This window comes from Sulfurovum zhangzhouensis (genome assembly GCF_030347965.1).
Taxonomy (GTDB): domain Bacteria; phylum Campylobacterota; class Campylobacteria; order Campylobacterales; family Sulfurovaceae; genus Sulfurovum; species Sulfurovum zhangzhouensis.
Window position 1 is genome coordinate 110,753 of record NZ_JAQIBD010000004.1, and the last position, 18,876, is coordinate 129,628.

Annotated in this window: 17 protein-coding genes and 5 tRNA genes; 10 read left to right on the forward strand and 12 right to left on the reverse strand. The window is 39.4% G+C overall.

Annotated elements, in window-relative coordinates:
- Positions 1-10: 10 nt before the first annotated feature.
- From PGH07_RS10325 to PGH07_RS10340, 4 genes are all read left to right on the forward strand, one after another.
- Positions 11-910: a pseudouridine synthase gene (locus PGH07_RS10325; RefSeq protein WP_289414395.1), complete on the forward strand. Its 900-nt coding sequence runs from the start codon at positions 11-13 to the stop codon at positions 908-910.
- Positions 910-2,097 carry a replication-associated recombination protein A gene (locus PGH07_RS10330; RefSeq protein WP_289414396.1) on the forward strand — a complete coding sequence of 396 codons (1,188 nt, stop codon included), beginning with the start codon at positions 910-912 and terminating at the stop codon, positions 2,095-2,097. Before PGH07_RS10325 ends, PGH07_RS10330 begins: the two co-directional genes overlap by 1 nt.
- Before the next feature lie 64 nt (positions 2,098-2,161).
- Entirely contained in the window at positions 2,162-2,440 is a 279-nt protein-coding gene (locus tag PGH07_RS10335) for a YMGG-like glycine zipper-containing protein (protein ID WP_289414397.1), read from the forward strand.
- Between the two features lie 22 nt (positions 2,441-2,462).
- The gene (locus tag PGH07_RS10340) at positions 2,463-3,173 is read left to right on the forward strand and encodes an OmpA family protein (protein ID WP_289414398.1); all 711 of its coding nucleotides are present in this window, start codon (positions 2,463-2,465) and stop codon (positions 3,171-3,173) included.
- 11 nt (positions 3,174-3,184) lie between these two features.
- On the opposite strand, the gene PGH07_RS10345 is transcribed toward PGH07_RS10340, so the two are convergent.
- From PGH07_RS10345 to PGH07_RS10370, 6 genes are all read right to left on the reverse strand, one after another.
- Positions 3,185-3,598 carry a hypothetical protein gene (locus PGH07_RS10345; RefSeq protein ID WP_289414399.1) on the reverse strand — a complete coding sequence of 138 codons (414 nt, stop codon included), beginning with the start codon at positions 3,596-3,598 and terminating at the stop codon, positions 3,185-3,187.
- Positions 3,599-4,342: 744 nt separating this feature from the next.
- Positions 4,343-4,427, reverse strand: a tRNA-Leu gene (locus tag PGH07_RS10350).
- Between the two features lie 10 nt (positions 4,428-4,437).
- Positions 4,438-4,514 (reverse strand) — tRNA-Arg (locus PGH07_RS10355).
- A gap of 48 nt (positions 4,515-4,562) precedes the next feature.
- Positions 4,563-4,639, reverse strand: a tRNA-Arg gene (locus tag PGH07_RS10360).
- Between the two features lie 26 nt (positions 4,640-4,665).
- A tRNA-His gene (locus tag PGH07_RS10365) sits at positions 4,666-4,741 on the reverse strand.
- 41 nt (positions 4,742-4,782) lie between these two features.
- Positions 4,783-4,859: transfer RNA gene (locus PGH07_RS10370), tRNA-Pro, on the reverse strand.
- 190 nt (positions 4,860-5,049) lie between these two features.
- Here PGH07_RS10370 and PGH07_RS10375 point away from each other — a divergent pair.
- Positions 5,050-6,516, forward strand: coding sequence for an alanine/glycine:cation symporter family protein (locus tag PGH07_RS10375; protein WP_289414400.1), 1,467 nt, complete (start codon positions 5,050-5,052; stop codon positions 6,514-6,516).
- Between the two features lie 163 nt (positions 6,517-6,679).
- Here the strand turns inward: PGH07_RS10375 and purM are convergent, their stop codons facing one another.
- Genes purM through PGH07_RS10390 form a run of 3 tightly spaced genes read right to left on the reverse strand, consistent with a single transcriptional unit; the run spans position 6,680 to position 8,266 of the window.
- Positions 6,680-7,675 carry a phosphoribosylformylglycinamidine cyclo-ligase gene (purM, locus tag PGH07_RS10380; RefSeq protein WP_289414401.1) on the reverse strand — a complete coding sequence of 332 codons (996 nt, stop codon included), beginning with the start codon at positions 7,673-7,675 and terminating at the stop codon, positions 6,680-6,682.
- Between the two features lie 2 nt (positions 7,676-7,677).
- The gene (locus PGH07_RS10385) at positions 7,678-7,911 is read right to left on the reverse strand and encodes a hypothetical protein (protein ID WP_289414402.1); all 234 of its coding nucleotides are present in this window, start codon (positions 7,909-7,911) and stop codon (positions 7,678-7,680) included.
- A gap of 40 nt (positions 7,912-7,951) precedes the next feature.
- Positions 7,952-8,266, reverse strand: coding sequence for an MTH1187 family thiamine-binding protein (locus tag PGH07_RS10390; RefSeq protein WP_289414403.1), 315 nt, complete (start codon positions 8,264-8,266; stop codon positions 7,952-7,954).
- 43 nt (positions 8,267-8,309) lie between these two features.
- Here PGH07_RS10390 and PGH07_RS10395 point away from each other — a divergent pair, with 43 nt between their 5' ends.
- On the forward strand, positions 8,310-9,527 hold the full coding sequence (locus PGH07_RS10395) for a BaiN/RdsA family NAD(P)/FAD-dependent oxidoreductase (RefSeq protein ID WP_289414405.1): 1,218 nt from the start codon (positions 8,310-8,312) through the stop codon (positions 9,525-9,527).
- A gap of 338 nt (positions 9,528-9,865) precedes the next feature.
- On the opposite strand, the gene typA is transcribed toward PGH07_RS10395, so the two are convergent.
- Positions 9,866-11,686 (reverse strand): translational GTPase TypA, encoded by a 1,821-nt coding sequence (gene typA / locus PGH07_RS10400; protein ID WP_289414406.1) that lies wholly within the window; start codon positions 11,684-11,686, stop codon positions 9,866-9,868.
- Positions 11,687-11,756: 70 nt separating this feature from the next.
- A complete protein-coding gene (locus tag PGH07_RS10405) occupies positions 11,757-12,860 on the reverse strand; it encodes a deoxyguanosinetriphosphate triphosphohydrolase (protein ID WP_289414408.1) in 1,104 nt (367 codons plus the stop codon).
- 106 nt (positions 12,861-12,966) lie between these two features.
- On the opposite strand from PGH07_RS10405, the gene PGH07_RS10410 reads away from it, so the two are divergent.
- Together PGH07_RS10410 and PGH07_RS10415 are read left to right on the forward strand one after the other, a co-directional pair.
- Entirely contained in the window at positions 12,967-13,797 is an 831-nt protein-coding gene (locus PGH07_RS10410) for an FAD-dependent thymidylate synthase (RefSeq protein WP_289414409.1), read from the forward strand.
- Positions 13,798-15,504 carry a L,D-transpeptidase family protein gene (locus PGH07_RS10415; RefSeq protein ID WP_289414410.1) on the forward strand — a complete coding sequence of 569 codons (1,707 nt, stop codon included), beginning with the start codon at positions 13,798-13,800 and terminating at the stop codon, positions 15,502-15,504. It abuts the gene before it with no gap.
- Positions 15,505-15,679: 175 nt separating this feature from the next.
- Here the strand turns inward: PGH07_RS10415 and ruvC are convergent, their stop codons facing one another.
- The gene (ruvC, locus tag PGH07_RS10420; RefSeq protein ID WP_289414411.1) at positions 15,680-16,168 is read right to left on the reverse strand and encodes a crossover junction endodeoxyribonuclease RuvC; all 489 of its coding nucleotides are present in this window, start codon (positions 16,166-16,168) and stop codon (positions 15,680-15,682) included.
- A gap of 112 nt (positions 16,169-16,280) precedes the next feature.
- Between ruvC and dnaA the strand changes: the two genes are divergently transcribed.
- Positions 16,281-17,609: a chromosomal replication initiator protein DnaA gene (gene dnaA, locus PGH07_RS10425; protein WP_289414412.1), complete on the forward strand. Its 1,329-nt coding sequence runs from the start codon at positions 16,281-16,283 to the stop codon at positions 17,607-17,609.
- A 194-nt stretch (positions 17,610-17,803) separates the two neighbouring features.
- Positions 17,804-18,871, forward strand: a complete 1,068-nt coding sequence (gene dnaN, locus PGH07_RS10430) for a DNA polymerase III subunit beta (RefSeq protein ID WP_289414413.1) — start codon at positions 17,804-17,806, stop codon at positions 18,869-18,871.
- Positions 18,872-18,876 lie beyond the last annotated feature (5 nt).

The window sequence follows — 18,876 nt, forward strand, 5'->3', positions numbered from 1 at the left end:
GGAAAAAACTATGAGACTAAATAAATATATTTCACACAATACAAAATACTCAAGAAGAGATGCTGATAAACTGATCGAAGCAGGTGAAGTGACTTTAGATAAGAAGGTAATCAAAGACTTTGCCTATGAGGTCAAAGAAAATGACAAAATCTACATCAAAGGTAAACTGGTCAAAAAACGCCAGACAGGTGAAGTCACTATGGTCGTCTATAACAAACCAAAAGGAGTATTGGTCACTAAACAAGATGATAGAGGCCGAACTACTATCTATCATAAACTTCCAGGAAAATACAGACACTTTATCCCTGTAGGAAGGCTGGACTATGCCTCTGAGGGACTTTTACTGCTCACTGACTCTCCTGAAGTAGCACAAGCCCTGATGGAGAGTCCTTTAGACCGTACCTATAATATCAAGATAGACAAACCTGTCACTGAAGAGATGATGCGGGCAATGCAGGAGGGATTGATCTTGGAGGATGCACGTGCCGGTGCACATGAAAAGAGCAAGATCACTTCAATGGAGTTTGCCCCGTTTGCCTACTATGAGATCCGTAGCGAAGGAAAGAACTATACCAAACTACGTGTCACGATAAATGAGGGTAAAAACCGTGAGCTAAGACGTTTCTTTGGGCACTTTGATGCAAAAATATTGGATCTTAAACGTGTGGGATATGGAGGAGTAGAACTTAATAATCTTCCAGAGAATAAAACACGCTTCTTTTCACGTAAAGAGTACAATGAACTCCATGAGTTTATGAAACGTAAAAAGAAAAATACGCTTATTGCTGAAAAAAATGAAGAGAATACAAAGCAACAACGGAATAAAAGCGGCAAAAAAGGTAAAGACGAAGGTGATTCCCTATCCGAGTTTAAAAAAGAGATCAAAGAGGCATTTAAACGCTATAAATAATGTTAAAACTTGCACTAAACTATCGTCCCAAAACCTTAGATGAGATCATCGGTCAAGAGAATCTACTCGGCAAAGATGCGATACTTCGAAAAATGGTCGAAAAAGATGCGCTCTCTCACATTTTTCTCTATGGACCTCCAGGATGCGGTAAAACTACTTTAGCCAGAGTCATTGCTTCTACCCTTGATAAGCCCTTTTACGAGCTTAATGCCACGACCATGAAGATCGAGGAGCTTCGGACCATCTTTAAGAACTATACGAATGCTTTGCAGAAACCTCTGATATTTATTGACGAGGTACATAGGCTAAGTAAGAACCAACAAGAGGTGCTTCTCCCTTTTATGGAGTCACAGGCTGCACTGATTATCGGGGCTTCTACTGAAAACCCCTATTATTCACTTACTGCAGCAATGCGTTCACGTTCACATCTATTTGAACTGAGCTCTATTGATGCATCCTCAATGAAAACCTACCTTCGAAAAGTGGTTCAAAAGGAGAACATCTCTATTGATGAAGATGCATTAGAGTACGCTGTTTTCTCATCAAGCGGAGACTTAAGGGCTGCACTCAACCTTATAGAAAGTGCACATATCGCCGGAGAGATCAGCCTTAATATACTCAAACAGATCCGTCCGCATGCTATGCAAGGGGGAAGCAGCGAGAGCGAAAGCCATTATGAACTGACATCGGCAATGATCAAAAGCATCAGAGGCTCAGATATCGATGCAGCACTCTACTATCTAGCACGACTCATTGAGGGAGGAGAACCCGCTGAGTTTATCGCCAGACGCCTGGCGATACTTGCTTCAGAGGATATCGGCAATGCCAATCCCAATGCACTCAATCTTGCGAGCTCTACACTATCAATCGTTAAACATATCGGTTATCCCGAAGCACGTATCTCACTGGGGCAACTCGTGATCTATCTTGCATCATCACCCAAATCAAATAGTGCCTATGAAGCGATCAACCTTGCACAAAAAGCAGTGAAAGAGGGAGATATCGATCCTATTCCCAATCACATTAAAACCCATGCAAAAACCTATCTCTATCCCCATAATTATGGAGGATGGGTGAAACAACAATATCTTTTACGCCCAAAATCATTCTACCACACTCAACAAATAGGATTTGAAAAGACCCTCTATGAATGGCATCAAAAAATAATAACACCCTCTTCAAAATAACACAATTACAACACACTCTTGTGCTATAATTGCCCTAAAATTATACTTTCCTAAAGGATCTGGAATGAAGAAAAAATTAGCACAAACTGCTGTTCTGTCCATTACAGCAGTTTGGATACTGAATGGATGTACAGGTACAGAAGCTGCGCCTAGCAATGCGACACAAACCGGAGCAGCTACAGGTGCTGTTGCAGGTGCAGTTGTAGGATACAATGCTTCAAGACACAATAGAGGTACTAATGCAGTTGTAGGTGCCGCTGCAGGTGCCCTTCTAGGTGGTGCTATAGGTAATGCTGTAGACAATCAAAATCCTCAGCCTGTAAATGATGGCGGATGGCAATAAAAACATATCAAAGGAAAAAAACATGAAACTTACTAAACCATTACTCGCTTCTTCACTAGCAGCATTTTTACTGACTGGATGTTATCAAGAGCCTGGACTAGTACAAGACAACAGTTATGACCGTACAAAAACAGGTGCCCTTGCCGGTGCACTAACCGGAGCTGTGATAGGATATAACACTACAGGTCATAACAAAGGCAAAAGAGCAGCAATCGGAGCAACTTTAGGGGCACTTGCAGGAGGAGCTATAGGATATAGTTTGGACCAGCAGGCTAATGAAGTGGCACGTGCACTAGGTACGGGTGTTGAGAATGACCCGCTGGCACAACTTGATCCAAACAGAGATATCATCGTATCTAAAACATCTACCTATGTTCATATCACGTTTAGGGATAAAATGATGTTTGCTACAGATTCAGATAAATTGCAGCCTAATGCAAGATATAAAGTAGAAAAAGTTGCAAGACTTTTAGAAGGTTATCCTCAGACCGTTGTAGGAGTAGCAGGATTCACAGATGACCGTGGTAGTTATGAATATAATCAGCGTCTCTCAGATAGACGTGCAAGAAGCGTAGCCAATGTACTAGCTGTCAACGGTTATCCGAAAGTTAAAGGATGTTCTTACGATAAAGCACTTGTACCTAATGACAATGCTGTCAACAGAGCGCTTAACAGACGTGTAGAAGTCTATCTATATGCAGACAGAAACAATATGAGCAACCCTTGCTATTAAGTAGGTTTCCCCTACTTAAGGGTCTCTAGTTCCTTTTTCGCCTTCTCGGCATCTATTTCACCCGAAAAGAATCTTTTTTCTATCGTATCGATATGCTTGATGAGTTTTGTTCTAAGCGTATCACCCCTTACTCTATCTTTTGCAAAAAGTTTCATCGTGTCAAAATCAGGAAAATACTCTATCAAATCTTTTTTCAGTTTAGACGCATTCCATGCAGCTACCTGAACATCCTCAGGTACACCTTCTACATCCAAAATGGTCTGTCCTATACTGTCTTTTTTGATATATTGATCAATACTATGCTTTTTATGAAAGGTGGTACTTTGGAGGTTTTCATCTTCTTTCTGAAGTTCTGTAACAAAATTTGAGACAAAATACATAAACACAAGACCCACAGCAATGAATATCAATAAGTTTTTATCCATAATCCTATCCTTTGCTTTATAATAGGCAGTATTTTTATTTCTATTATACAGAAATTTAAGAAAAATAAAAAGATTTGTTTTATCTCTTTTTATTTAAATGATCAATATTTCTTAAATATATGTAATTAAAAGGTTTAAAGGTTAATTTTCGAGGTTAACAATTATTTTGAGTTCGGTTTTAGGCTCAATGAAAAGGAAAGGAGATTACCTAAAACGTCAAACTCTTACAAATATTAACAAATGAGTATAAATAAAATATAAATTTTTTTATTTGCTCTGTATTAAATTTTACATTTCACATCAGTAGCACTTAAAGTACAATAGCCATCCAAGGTTTTTACAAGAATCTAGTAAGAAATCAACTGTAAGAGGTATAAAGAAGAAATAAGAGTTTGGATTTAGGCTATAAAAGGGGGAAAGGGAAAAAGGGAAAGCCCAAAAGATCAAACTCTTAAAAAAATAATAACAAATAAGTATAAATAAAATATAAATTTTTTTATTTGCTCTGTTTATTTTATCAACGGTAGGACAAGAGGGATGATAGAATCATTTAAATACATCAAAACACAAACAATTTCAAAGCTCATCCAATAATGTCTTTATCTATCATCTTCACTCACAACACAACAGGTTTAATACAAAACATAGGGATTGGTACTGTTGGATGTCAAAGTATAAAATTTCGAAACATTGTAAGTTTGTAGAAGTAAATTGTACTGGTTAATTAAAGGGGTATTAAAAAGATGGTGCGGATGAAAGGACTCGAACCTTCACACCGTGAGGCACCAGATCCTAAGTCTGGCGTGTCTACCAATTTCACCACATCCGCATAAAAAAAGTGGTACGTCCGTCAGGATTCGAACCTGAGACCGCTCGCTTAGAAGGCGAGTGCTCTATCCAGCTGAGCTACGAACGCACATAATAATAAAATCATCTACAATAGAGTCACTGTCATCGTCCAATGTGGTACGCCAGAGAGGACTCGAACCCCTAACCCTCAGATCCGAAGTCTGATGCTCTATCCAATTGAGCTACTAGCGCTTCATGAGGTGGTTCTACTATCAAAATGGGGTGGATGACGGGGCTCGAACCCGCGACACCCAGTGCCACAAACTGGTGCTCTACCAACTGAACTACATCCACCATAACTTGATGATTTTACTATTACTATCTTAAAGAACAAATGGTCGGAGTGAAAGGACTCGAACCTTCGACCCCCTGGTCCCAAACCAGGTGCGCTACCAGACTGCGCTACACTCCGTACTTCCTTTTCAATCAATCTGTTTGAATAAGGACCGCAATTATAGTCAAAAGGTTTTGGTTTGTCAATAGTATTTTGCATTTTTTTTAAAAAATTACTATAAATCCTTTAATAAAACCTATTTTTAGGAGAATTTAGGGGTTTACAAGTATAATAGATATTATATCTCTATCACATTTCAAGGTAATCCATGAACAGTATATTCGAACATATCAATGGTATTTTAGGCTCAATATTTTTCTATGATGTATTTTTTGGTATGGTTGAAGGGGCCACTATGCCTTTCATTGTGGCATGGCTTATCATTGGGGGAGTTTTCCTAACATTTCGTTTTGGATTTATCAATGTACGTATGTTCTCGCACGCTTACAAGATTATTACCGGACAATACAAAACGGCCGATGATGTAGGAGAGATCACCCCTTTCCAATCTCTCACAACGGCACTCTCTGCCACTGTTGGACTTGGAAATATTGCCGGTGTTGCCATTGCTATTGCAGTAGGAGGACCCGGAGCAACATTTTGGATGATCCTTGCCGGGTTCTTCGGTATGACACTCAAATTCACAGAGGTATCGCTGGCTCAAATTTATCGTGAAAAAAGGCCCGATGGACGTATTATGGGTGGTGCTATGCAATATCTCTCAAAAGGTCTGGCAACAAAGGGTTATACACGACTGGGAAAAGTTCTTGCTGTGCTGTTTGCCTTTCTTGCAATTGGAGGAAGTTTAGGTGCAGGAAATGCCTTTCAAACCTCACAGGCACTAGGTGCACTGGCTGAAAGCGTACCATTCTTTCAAAGTTACCCTATTGCATTTGGTCTAATCATGGCTCTGATAGTAGGATTTGTCATTATCGGCGGGATAAAACGTATTGCCAGAACGGCAGAGAAAATTGTTCCCTTAATGGTTTTAGTATACCTGCTTGCCTCTTTATGGATATTAATTACCAATGCTTCGGCCGTACCGGGAGCCATCACAACAATCTTTCATGAAGCATTCGCCCCAACAGCAATAGCAGGAGGTCTTATAGGTGTACTTGTACAGGGATTTAAACGTGCTGCCTTCTCAAGTGAAGCAGGAATAGGATCTGCAGCGATCGTACACTCTACTGCATCAGTAAAGTATCCTGTCAGACAGGGGATGGTAGCACTTTATGAACCATTCATAGATACGATCGTCATCTGTACCATGACTGCCCTTGTCATTGTTACAACCGGTGTTTATGACCCAGGTGGGGAGTTTGCAAATCTAGTTGCATCAAAACAGGGTGCTGCACTTACAGCTGCTGCTTACGGAACGGTGATCTCATGGTTTCCTGTAATTCTCACTTTTTCTATCGTACTTTTTGCCTTTTCAACAATGATCTCTTGGTCCTACTACGGTGAACGTTCTTGGACTTATCTTTTTGGAGAGAAGTATACATTGGCATATAAGCTTATTTTCGTTGCATTTACTGTGATTGCTTCGATTACAAGTGCGTCTGCTCTACTGGACTTTTCTGATTTGCTTATACTGGCTATGGCACTACCTAACCTTGTAGGACTCTATATACTCCAAGGTGACGTACACAGTAATCTCAAAGAATATCTTTCAAAATGGAAGAGCGGGGAACTTGATAGAGAGTGTATAGAAAAAGGGATTTGTAAAAGCGAATAAAAGAGTGAAAACGATTAAAAGCTTTTCAAAATAACATTTATATAGTATAGGTTTTTTATAAATTGCATTTAGATTTGAATGTGATGGAAAGGCGAACTTACTGCAGTAAGTGACCGCACCCACCATTCAAAGATGAGTGCGAGTTATAAGAAAGGTATTCTATTTAAACCATCTCTACTCTACGTTCACCCTCTTCAAGGTGACCGATCACATAACCGTCTGTGTTTGCAAGCACTGCATCTACATCTTCAGGTTCAACACACCAGATCATACCAACACCCATGTTGAATGCTCTGAACATTTCCTCTTCATCCACATGTTGTCCTATGAATTCGAAGATAGGAAGCACTCTGATATCATCTTTTTTCACTACGGCTTTGATACCTTCTGGTAATACTCTAGGAAGGTTTTCTACGATTCCCCCGCCTGTGATGTGAGCAAGCGCTTTCACATGCTGTTTGTTAGCCTTATACTCTTTCACATAGATACGTGTCGGCTCAAGTAGTGTTTCAAGAAGCGGTTTTCCCTCAAATTCAGTATCCAAAGTCATACCGAGCTTGTCAAACATTAATTTTCTCACCAAAGAGTATCCGTTAGAGTGAACTCCTGAGCTTGGAAGTGCGATAAGTGTCTGTCCTGCTTTGACATTGGCAACAGTATCCATCTCTGAACGTTCTGCTACACCTACTGCAAATCCTGCCAAGTCAAAATCATCTTCGGCATACATTCCAGGCATCTCAGCAGTTTCACCACCGACTAAAGCACACTCTGCACGTCTACATCCCTCAGCGATACCTGCAACAACCTCTTTAGCATTTTCAGGAAGAAGTTTTCCTGTCGCATAGTAATCAAGGAAGAACATCGGTACACCGTTATTACAGATAAGGTCGTTCACACACATAGCTACAAGATCGATACCTACTGTATCGAGTTTACCGCTCTCAATAGCGATCTTAAGCTTTGTTCCTACTCCATCCGTTGCAGAAAGCAGTACAGGCTCTTTATACCCTGCAGGCAATGCATATGCACCTGCAAATGATCCGATTCCACCGATAACATTACTATCGAATGTTGATTTTACATCCGCTTTAATCGCCTCTACAAATTCATTTCCGGCATCGATATCAACACCGGCATCCTTATAAGAAATATTTGCCATGATTACCCTTCTTCGTTCACTTTCTCTTTACATGGAGGAAATATCTTTTTGAGTACCATAAGACCTGGACACCATCCAGTCAATCCAGCAATAATCAACATGATCATCATCGCAAGCTGTACCAAAAATGCCAGCTGAAGCATTCCCTGCTCACCTGCGATACCCATTGCTGCCATTCCCATGACCATACCAAGAATAATCGCCTGGATAAGACGTTGGATCTTCTCTGCACACATAAATATATCCTCTAGTTGTTTTGGCGTATTATATCGAGTTTTAGCTGTTGAGTTTACGTCCCAATTTTGCTTCGACTGAACCGACTTTCTTGTTAAGTCTTCCTATCGGTCCTTTACGGTAATCGATCTTGATAGAACTATAGATTCGCTCACAATCCGTCTGCAGTTCTTCATAGGCTTTGTTGATCACCGCCAGGACCTCCTCTACGGTCTCACCCTCAATGATCGTACCCATTGGTGTAAGTTGATACTCAAGGCCGCTTTTGTCTACAATATCCAGTACCCTTGCCACAAAAGCGCTTTTGCTTTGTGTCTTTTCTGTCGGGAACATACTGAATTCTACCAATGCTGACATCATTTATCCTTTGTATTTTATTCATCAGGAGCTATAATACCTTATGAATAATAAACCCATGATAATAGTCGGTGCAGGTGCTGCAGGACTCTGTGCGGCCATTACAGCTGCAAGAAACGGTATCAATGTCACTCTTCTGGAACAAAACAGTAAGCCCGGTAAAAAAATACTGGTCAGCGGTAACGGAAAGTGTAATATCACCAATGCCGATATCTCCCCTGCCCGTTTTCACTCCCAAAACCCTGAATTTGCAGAACAAGTACTTGAAGGGTATAGTCTTGAGAGTGTGAAAAAATTTTTTGATTCTATAGGTTTACCGATCATCGAGGGCAAAGAGGGGAAAATGTTCCCGATGAGCCTGCAGGCAGGAACCGTCACAGAGCTACTGGAGTACGAGGCAGATATACTAGATGTAGAGATTATCACAGAGTGTGAAGTTCTCAAAATCTACAGAAAGAACAATCAATTTTTACTGGAAACCAATCAAGGCACCATGCAATGTGAAAAACTTCTACTGGCTTCAGGGTCCCCTGCTGCACCACAGCTTGGAGGTAATGACAGCGGTCTAAAATTTGCCGAGTCTATGGGACATACCCTCATACCAACGTACCCTGCCCTTACCCAGCTTGTCAGTGATGAAAAGTGGGTCAAACATGCAAGTGGTGTGAAAATGGCCGGAGTAGCAAAACTCTATGCCAACGGAGAGTGTATCACTGAGAAAAAAGGTGACCTGCTCTTTACCAACTACGGTATCAGCGGACTGGCGATCCTTGATCTCAGCCGTGAAGTGAGCCTGAGACTGGCTGACTATGAGTACTGTGAACTGAGCCTTGACCTGATGCCTCAACTCAACAAAGAAAAACTTACAAACCTGTTACTCAATAGAATCCATCAAGAGAGCCAAAAACCGCTTACCCTCTGGCTACAAGGGGTAATCAACAAAAAACTTATTCACATCATCCTCGAACAGTCCAAATGCAAAGCCAAAGTCGAGAAAGAGCTAAACCGAAAAGAGATAGGAAAGCTTGTCTACGCCATCAAAAACCTCAAACTAAGTATCAATGATACCAAAGGCTTCAAAGGTGCCGAAGTAGCCACAGGCGGTGTAGATACCCGCGAGGTTGATCCTGTGACGATGGAGTCCAAACTGGTACCCAATCTCTACTTTGCCGGAGAGATACTCGATGTGGACGGGGATAGAGGCGGATTTAACTTTCACTTTGCGTGGGTGAGTGGTATGAGAGCAGGTGAAAATGCATAAATTCAATGATTTAGTTATTATTTTATTCTCTTTGTTTTTGATATTCTCTGGATATGATATTTACACAACAGGTGAACTATATATTCAACATACTACATTTGATTTAAGTGAAAACCAAAAACTAATTAGTAGTATATTACTTATCTTATCAGGTCTATATTTACTATATTTACTATATTTATTCAAAACATATAAAGTGAAAAATAGGGAGAAATAGTCTTTTTATTTGCCGTAGATTTGGTTGAACGGCGTGAGTATAGCGAAGGAGCATACATTACAGTATGTGACTGAGCGGCACGAAGCCGTTCAGCCGAAGATATGGTGAAGAGAAAGAACTATTATTTTCCTGCGTTCTTTTTATCTCTCTGAATTCTCTTTCTCATATTCGGATCCAAGAACTTCTTACGGATACGAATACTCTCAGGTGTTACTTCGATAAGTTCATCGTCTTCGATCCACTCCATCGCTGACTCTAGTGTCACAGGACGTGGTGGAACAAGTTTTATCGCATCATCCGCACCACTTGTTCTCATGTTCGTAAGCTGCTTCCCTTTAAGCGGGTTCACCTCTAGGTCTCCCGGTCTAGCACTTTCACCGATAACCATACCGTCGTATACCTTATCCTGAGGCTTGATGAACATGATACCTCTTGCCTGGAGGTTAAAAATAGAGAAGGCTACCGCTTCACCATTGTCCATAGAAATCAACGCACCCGGAGTACGGCTTTGTACCACACCGCTGTATGGTCTGTACTCGATGAATGAGTGGTTCATGATCCCCTCACCTTTTGTATCAGTCAAGAACTCTGAACGGAAACCGATCAAACCACGTGCAGGGATCTCAAACTCTAGTCTTACTGTACCGTCAGGCATAGGAGTAAGTGAAGTCATTTCTGCTTTTCTCTTACCGAGCTTTTCGATTGCAACCCCTTGGAACTCCTCTGGCACATCCACTACCAGGTGCTCAAACGGTTCCATCTTCACGCCGTTCTCTTCTTTTACAACAACTTCCGGACGAGCAAGAAGGAACTCAAACCCTTCTCTTCTCATGTTTTCAGCCAAGATACCGATCTGGAGCTCACCACGTCCTGAAACCTTGAATGATGCTTCACCCATCGGCTCCATACGCATTGCGATGTTAGTCTCCATCTCTTTTTCGAGTCTCTCTCTGATCTTGTTAGATGTTACGTGTTTACCTTCCTGACCTGCAAGAGGACCGTCATTTACTGACATTACAACTGAAAGCGTAGGCTCTTCAATGTGAAGAGGATCAAGTGCTACAGGGTTTTTCGTATCACAAAGGCTGTCACCTACATCGATATCCGAGAATCCTGCAACTGCTACGATATCTCCTGCTTCAGCTTCCTGGATCTCGATCTGCTCAAGACCTTTGAAACCGATCAATTTAGAGATACGGCTTTTTATCTTTTCACCACTTGCTTTTACCAACAAACACTCATCACCCTTCTTCAATCTACCGTTGAAGATACGAGAGATACCGATACGTCCTACAAAGTTATCTGAAGCAAGTGTAAATACCTGTGCTTGTACTTCATTATCCGCTGATCCTGTCGGATAAGGTACTTTCTCAAGGATCGCTTCAAAAAGTGGTTTCATGTCTTTGTTCTCATCATCCATTTCCCACTTCGCATATCCATCTCTTGCTGCTGCATAAAGTACCGGGAATTCAAGCTGCTCTTCATTTGCATCAAGTGCAACAAGAAGGTCGAACATCTCATCAAGTACACGTTCAGGATCAGCGCCGTCTTTATCGATCTTGTTGATTACTACAACAGGAATCAAACCAAGTTCGATCGCTTTTTTAAGTACGAACTTAGTTTGCGGCATTGCACCTTCTTGAGCATCTACGAGCATCAAAACACCGTCTACCATTTTCAATACACGTTCTACCTCTCCACCGAAGTCCGCGTGGCCCGGAGTGTCGATAATGTTGATCTTATGGTCACCGTAAGTGATCGCAGTGTTTTTTGAAAGGATCGTGATCCCTCTTTCTTTTTCGATATCATTGCTGTCCATCGCACGTTCTTGTACCTGCTGGTGTGCTGCAAAGGTACCTGACTGTTGAAGTAGCTGATCTACCAGTGTTGTCTTACCGTGGTCAACGTGTGCGATCACGGCAATGTTTTTAATTTTTTGCATGGGTGTTCCTAAAGGCAAAAAGCCTATATTTTTCGCGAATTATATCTAAAAATTATTACAGTCGTATACTTTATAGTGTCAAACCGTAAAGATCATGATAGGTTTTCATCGCATATCGATCCGTCATAGAAGCAATAAAGTCTGCTACAACCCTCTGTTTTGGGCGTAATTCCAACAGCTCAATTTGGTGAGAAGGAAGTAGCCCCTCATCTTCAGTAAATGCTTTATAAAGTCCTTTAATACACTGCTTGCCTGCATACATTTTACGTATGATCTTTTCATGCCTGTAGAGTTTTTGGTACATCACTTTTTTGAGTTCTTTAAGCCCTCTGCCTATTTCTTTGGAAAAACCTACCGGCAATGGAACCGTTGCATCCAGTGTTGCACTGATAGGAATTTCCTGACGATACTTATTCACACCCTCTTTGGAGTTTTCTATAAAATCCTCTACCAATACTTTGATAAGTCCTGCTACAAAACGGTGACGGTAGAGTTTCTCACCCCTTCCTACCCCTTCATCCAACACCATTTGATCTACTTTCTTGCAAAGTGGATTGTCCAGAAGGTCATCAAAGCTTATCAGCCCGTATTTTACCCCATCATCAATATCATGTGAAGTATAAGCGATCTCGTCAGCATGATCGACAATCATCGCTTCAAGTGAAGGGTGTTTATCCAGATCGAAACGATCATCCAATCCCTCTAAAAACGTTTTTTTATACGGATAAGAGTGTTTAAGGACCCCCTCAAGTGTTGCAAATGTAAGATTGAGACCATCAAAATCTTTATAGCGTTTCTCTATTTTTGTCAAAACCCTGAATGACTGAAAATTGTGCTCAAATCCCAAAGCTCTTCCATCTGCTTTCAGCAACTTGTCCAGTTCATCACCGCCCACATGTCCAAATGGGGTATGCCCAAGATCATGTGACAGAGCGATCACTTCAGCAAGTGTCTCATTCAACCCAAGCATTCTAGCAAGTGTTCGACCAATCTGACTGACCTCAAGTGAATGGGTTAAACGGGTTCGAAAATAATCTCCCTCATGGTTCAAAAAAACCTGTGTTTTGTACTCTAATCGTCTGAAAGAACTACAGTGTATCACCCTATCCCTATCTCTGGAGTAAGAATCTCTAAAATCTTCATCGAAACTGTGAAAACGCTGGCTGGGCTGCATCCTGCTCTCCTCTACTGAATGAATGTATAAATGTTATTTTTTACATATTTCAGGCTAATATAAATTCGATATAATTGTACCCTATAAAACATTATGGAGTATTACCATGCAAATGTATCAGATAGAGTATGAAAAGCCTACTGTCATACTATTACAAGAGTCAGGTTTAGGAGTTGCGGAGATCGCTGCACGTACCTGCTATGACAGCTTTGAAAACTCTGAAAATGAATGTATAAAAAATGCTATGGATACGCTTGATACAGAAGCTATCAACTGCATTGAAAATTCTGATCTGCTTACCAATCTTGCATGGGTACATCATCATCACTCTATCATCGAACATGCAACACTGAGCTTTCTGGTACAAGGAACCAGTAGAGGTGTACTACAAGAACATGCAAGGCATAGACTACAGGCAATCTCTGTAAGAAGTACTCGCTATACGATGTCTTCAGTGATCAATGCTTTTGTTGCATCTTTGCAGGCAGAGGATGGTTTTGCATTCTTCTTTGAAAAATTGCTTGCAATGAAACTCTTTGTTATTAGTGATGAAGCATATTTGAAAATAGAGATACGTGCCATTTATGAGAAACTGAACTTTCAGTATGAAAGAGATGAAGCATTCATTCAAAATGCCGTTGCAAAATCTTCACTTCCATTTATCGGAGAGTATCAAGGCGATGCAGAGGCCCTCTATAATGCACTTGAAAACGGAAAGAAAAAAAGAAATGTTGGAGATGCTTTCAAACATATCGTCTCGGATAACTGGAAAGTTGACATGGTAGTCACTTTCAATATCCGAAGTCTTAAGAACTATTTTGACCTGCGTGATTCAGGTGCAGCATGGTTCCAGATACAATGGCTTGCCCAGGCGATGAAAGAAGTAACTCCCAAAAAATACCTAAAATTGATTGATAAGAAATATAAAGAGAGTTAGTTGAAGCTGAAAAAACTTTTATGGATTGGACTATTCATCCAAACCTTAACTTATGGACAAGTCACTGTTGGTGCGATTCAATCGCAATTACAAACGTCATTACAGAAACATATCAAAGGACAGAATAAAGATATCATACAAGCACTGTATGCGAGTTCCGGAAATCAGCCTTTATGGCTCGGTGATAAAAACGAACAAAAGAGGAATGAACTAATCAGGGCTTTGAAAGACCCATTATTCAACTATAAAGACAAGCCGTTTGATCAACCTTCTATCGCCGGACTCTATTATATGCTTGATAATAATAATATTTCCTCTGCACAAAAAGCAAAAGTCTATGCTAGGCTGGATCTGATGTTGACAAACTCATTTGTTCGACTTGTACGTTTTATCGTACAAGGTGATGTAGACTGGGATCTGGTACAAAAAAAACTTGCAGCACTAGAAACAAGCGATGATATTCATGCGGTTTGGGAAATGGAGACTAAACCTTTCCCGAATCAAAATGAACTGTATAGTGCTATAGAGAACGGTAATATCGATGCTTATCTATCCTCACTGATTCCAATGGAAAAACGATATAGAAAACTGGTCAAACTGCTTAAAGACTATCGAACCATGGAAAAATTTCCTAAAATCGAATATACCAAAGAACCACGTAAAATGGGTAGTCGAAGGAACAAAAATATAGCAGAGATAAAAAAACGTCTACAGATCATAGGAGATTATCCAAAAGATGCACCGATCAATACTACGTTTGACAAAGCACTTCAAGAAGCAGTGATCTCTTATCAAAAACGTTACAATCTCAAAGTGGACGGACAGATCGATAAAGTCATGACCTATTATCTCAATCAGCCTGTCAAAAACGATATTCAAAGTATTATTACCAATCTGGATAAAACCAAGCTCTATCCTAAAGAATTTGAAGATGAATATGTAGAAGTAAATATTCCAGACTTCAAATTACGTTACTATAAAAGCCATCGATTAGCTATGAGAATGGGAGCCGTTGTAGGACGTATCGACCGCCCTACACCGCTTTTTAGTGATAAAATAGAATATATGGTACTTAACCCTACCTGGACTATTACAGACAATCTTGTCAAACGTGACCTGATCCCTGTACTGAAAGAACACCCGTCATATTTGATTGAAAATAATATCAAAGCATTCAGCGGCAATAAAGAGGTTGATGTCACTTACGAAATGATCGCTCCTTATAAGAACAGTGATAAACCTGTACCGTATAGTTTTGTCCAACAACCCGGCCCTGACAATGCACTGGGACGTGTGAAATTTATGTTCCCTAACAAATACTCTGTTTATCTTCATGATACGGATAATAAGTCACTGCTAACAAGACGTTATAGAATTTACAGTTCAGGATGTATGCGTGTCCAAAAACCGTTTGATTTGATGAATACACTTTTGACACATACAAAAGGCCGTTATACAAAAGAAAAGATTGATCAAATACTTGAAAGTAATACGCCGACCACGATTACCCTATCTTCTCATATACCGGTACATATCACCTATTTCACAGTGTTTGAAGAGGATGGAAAGGCACATTTCAAAAACGATATCTATCTCTATGACCAGATCATCAGTGAATCTATTATAGGTAGATCAAAACCGACATTCACTGTTCCTGATAAACGTGTTGTCTCTGTCAAAAAGAATGCTAAACCGCTCTCAAACTAACCTACAACATTTTTGTAGGTTGGTTTCTACCTCATTTTTTATAGCTTCACTGCGTTACGACTATTTCGGTTTTGCCCTTGTAAATAACAATTCATTGTTATTTACTTAACGGGTCAGCCTTCGCGGGTCACTCTGTTCCACCGCTTTGGTTTCGATCCTAAAAACATAAAGCAATTTATGTTTTCTTAACTGGTCTCATCTTCACGCGTTGGAGATGTGTCCATGCAATAGCCATGGCATCGGTAATATCCAAAGGTTTAATCTCTTTCTTTATACCATACAGTTTTTTTACCATAAAAGCTACTTGCTCTTTTGCTGCTTTTCCGTTACCTGTAACAGCTTTTTTCACCTGTAAAGGAGTATATTCATAAAAGTATCCGACTTCTTGGAGGATTTTCAGTGACAATGCACCTCTGAATTGTGCCAGCTTTAAAACTGTTTTAGGGTTATACGCAAAGAAGATATCTTCTATTGCTACTTCATCAATTTGATGTGACTTTAAAATCACATCAAATCCTTCTACCAGTTCAATGATCTGTTCTTGGAGTTCAGTAGCCTTGATTTTCAACAAACCGGCCTCCAAAAGTGAAAAATTTTTCCCATCCCAATTTAGAATACAATACCCTAAATTACGGCTTCCGGGGTCAATACCTAGTATATTCATTCACACCTTTGTTCACAATGTGAAAATCTTTATTCACTACTGTTTAATGACGCTATTTTAGCCAATTTTGGTTAAAATACTAAAAGTTATTCACATAAGGAAATCCTACCCGATGAACATAGGCCAAAAAGTCATTTTTGAACTCAAAAAAGAGATCTCACAAACAGAATATGAACGTTATATAAAAAGTCTTGTCTATGACACGAAACGTTCAAGAAGTAATATTGTTTACTTTTATGCTCCAAATATGATTATCGCAAAATGGATCAAAACAAAATATAAAGATAAACTTGAACATCTTTTTGAAGTCTATAATGAAATAAAACCCAAAGTAGAGATACAAGTAGGACAACAAAAAAGTGCGACTTCAACCACAAAGGCTCCGGTACCGACAGAAAAAAGCAGCGGGAAAAGTACCTATCTTAACCCTTCACTCACATTTGACAGTTTTATTGTAGGGGATTCAAACCAGTTTGCCTATACTACCGCAAAATCAGTAGCAGAAAAACCGGGAAGACAATATAACCCTCTTTTCCTTTACGGAGGCGTTGGATTAGGGAAAACACACCTGCTGCAGGCAATCGGTAACTATCATATCTCTCTTGGGAAAACCGTTATCTATACTACAGCTGAACAATTCCTCAACTCATTTTTGACCCATCTTCGTTCACAGACAATGGACCGTTTCAGAGACAAGTTCAGAGAATGTGATACATTGCTTATCGATGATATACAGTTTATTTCTGATAAAGAAAAAACGCAAGATGAGTTTTTTCACACCTTCAATGAACTTCACAGTGCAAACAAACAGATCGTGATCACATCAGACAGACAACCGAATAAAATATCAGGGCTTGTAGACAGGCTAAAAAGCCGCTTTGAATGGGGGCTTATGGCCGATATCCAACCACCGGGACTAGAAACAAAGATCGCCATCATTCAGAAAAAGTGTGAACTTGACGGTATTACCCTTGATAATGAGATTATCAACTTTATTGCAACTCATATGGGAGATAACATACGTGAGATCGAAGGGACTATCATCAAACTCAACGCTCTTTCTTCAATGCTCAACCAAGAGATTACTTTGGATTTTGCACAAAATGCGATCAAAGACCAACTCAAAGAAGAAAAAGAAAACATCACTATCGATGATATCATCAAAATTGTTTCCACAGAACTCAATGTAAAACCTTCAGATATCAAATCAAAAAAACGCACTAAGAATGTCGTTGATGCAAGAAGAACAGCTATCTATCTTGCTAGAGAACTTACACCAAGCTCTATGCCACAGATCGCTATGTATTTTGGGATGAAAGACCACACTGCCATCTCTCATGCAATGAAAAAGATTAATGAGATCATAGAGACTAATGAAAATTTCAAAATATTGCTTGAAGAGCTTTCAAACAAAGTGAAAACAAACGCTTTAAACGCATAAACACCGCCCTTTGGGTGCGTTATACTACTATAATAAAAAAAAGATATAATTTTAAAAGTGAATAGATGTGAACATTAATAAAAATATAAACATCTATCGAAGTTCGGGCAAATCGTTGTGTAAAGAGTTTTTCACATATTCAAATTGTATTACTATTATGTACTAATTTATTAAATTAAATAAGGGAAACGTCAATGAAGATCAAAGCACAAAAACAAATTATTGAATCTATACTCATAAATCTCCAACCATTCTTAGAGAAAAAAGATGCAAGCCAAATCACTTCGCATGTCCTCTTTAAAACGGAAGATAATAAATGTGTAATAAAAGCTACAGATTCAGAAATTGGTTTAAAAATCGTAACAGATCACATCACTGTTGAACATGAAGGCTCTTTTACTGCCCATGGAAAAAAACTATTGGATATTGTGCGTATCCTAAAAGATGATGAGATCACACTTGAACTTCTTAATGATACGCTGGTCATCAAACAAAAACAATCTAAATTCAAATTGCCTACCTTTGATCCAGATCTCTATCCTACATTCCCTATAATCAATGATAAACCTCAAATTTCACTTGATTCATTAAGTTTGATCAAAAATCTTAAAAAGATATCTCCTGCTATTGATACAAACAATCCAAAGTTTGAACTAAACGGGGCACTTATTAATATCAAAAATGATTCAACTGACTTAGTAGGAACTGACACAAGACGTTTAGCTATTGCTACAATTGACAGTTCCAACAGTGAAGCGCTTTCACTTATCGTGCCTAAAAAAGCAATTCTTGAAATACAAAAACTTTTTCTAGATCAGATCAATATCTTTTTTGATGAAACAAATCTAATTATCACAAATGATAATTATTTCTTCTATACACGTTTGATCAATGGAAAATTCCCAGATTATGAGAGAATCATTCCGTCATCAGTCAAACATTCAATTACTTTGCCTAAAAAAGAGATGGTGGAAGCGATAAAAATGATCACAACAATCTCTCAAGAGATTAAAATGACATTCCTATCTGATACGATTATCTTCAACTCACTATCTGCAGACAATGTAGAAGCAAAAACAGAAATCGCACTTGAAACTGGATTGGCAGATAAATTCGAACTCTCTTTAAACAGTCGTTATCTGCTTGATTTCATTTCACAAATTGATTCAAATGAGTTCTTCATTCAATTTAATGAACCGAGTTTACCATTTGTTGTCAAAGATGAAAACTTTATCACGATCATCATGCCGATCGTAGCATAACTATA

Coding starts and splice junctions, on each gene's coding strand:
- PGH07_RS10325 (WP_289414395.1), top strand. CDS start 11: ATGAGACTAAATAAATATATTTCACACAATACAAAATACTCAAGAAGA.
- PGH07_RS10330 (WP_289414396.1), top strand. CDS start 910: ATGTTAAAACTTGCACTAAACTATCGTCCCAAAACCTTAGATGAGATC.
- PGH07_RS10335 (WP_289414397.1), top strand. CDS start 2,162: ATGAAGAAAAAATTAGCACAAACTGCTGTTCTGTCCATTACAGCAGTT.
- PGH07_RS10340 (WP_289414398.1), top strand. CDS start 2,463: ATGAAACTTACTAAACCATTACTCGCTTCTTCACTAGCAGCATTTTTA.
- PGH07_RS10345 (WP_289414399.1), bottom strand. CDS start 3,598: ATGGATAAAAACTTATTGATATTCATTGCTGTGGGTCTTGTGTTTATG.
- PGH07_RS10375 (WP_289414400.1), top strand. CDS start 5,050: ATGAACAGTATATTCGAACATATCAATGGTATTTTAGGCTCAATATTT.
- purM (WP_289414401.1), bottom strand. CDS start 7,675: ATGGCAAATATTTCTTATAAGGATGCCGGTGTTGATATCGATGCCGGA.
- PGH07_RS10385 (WP_289414402.1), bottom strand. CDS start 7,911: ATGTGTGCAGAGAAGATCCAACGTCTTATCCAGGCGATTATTCTTGGT.
- PGH07_RS10390 (WP_289414403.1), bottom strand. CDS start 8,266: ATGTCAGCATTGGTAGAATTCAGTATGTTCCCGACAGAAAAGACACAA.
- PGH07_RS10395 (WP_289414405.1), top strand. CDS start 8,310: ATGAATAATAAACCCATGATAATAGTCGGTGCAGGTGCTGCAGGACTC.
- typA (WP_289414406.1), bottom strand. CDS start 11,686: ATGCAAAAAATTAAAAACATTGCCGTGATCGCACACGTTGACCACGGT.
- PGH07_RS10405 (WP_289414408.1), bottom strand. CDS start 12,860: ATGCAGCCCAGCCAGCGTTTTCACAGTTTCGATGAAGATTTTAGAGAT.
- PGH07_RS10410 (WP_289414409.1), top strand. CDS start 12,967: ATGCAAATGTATCAGATAGAGTATGAAAAGCCTACTGTCATACTATTA.
- ruvC (WP_289414411.1), bottom strand. CDS start 16,168: ATGAATATACTAGGTATTGACCCCGGAAGCCGTAATTTAGGGTATTGT.
- dnaA (WP_289414412.1), top strand. CDS start 16,281: ATGAACATAGGCCAAAAAGTCATTTTTGAACTCAAAAAAGAGATCTCA.
- dnaN (WP_289414413.1), top strand. CDS start 17,804: ATGAAGATCAAAGCACAAAAACAAATTATTGAATCTATACTCATAAAT.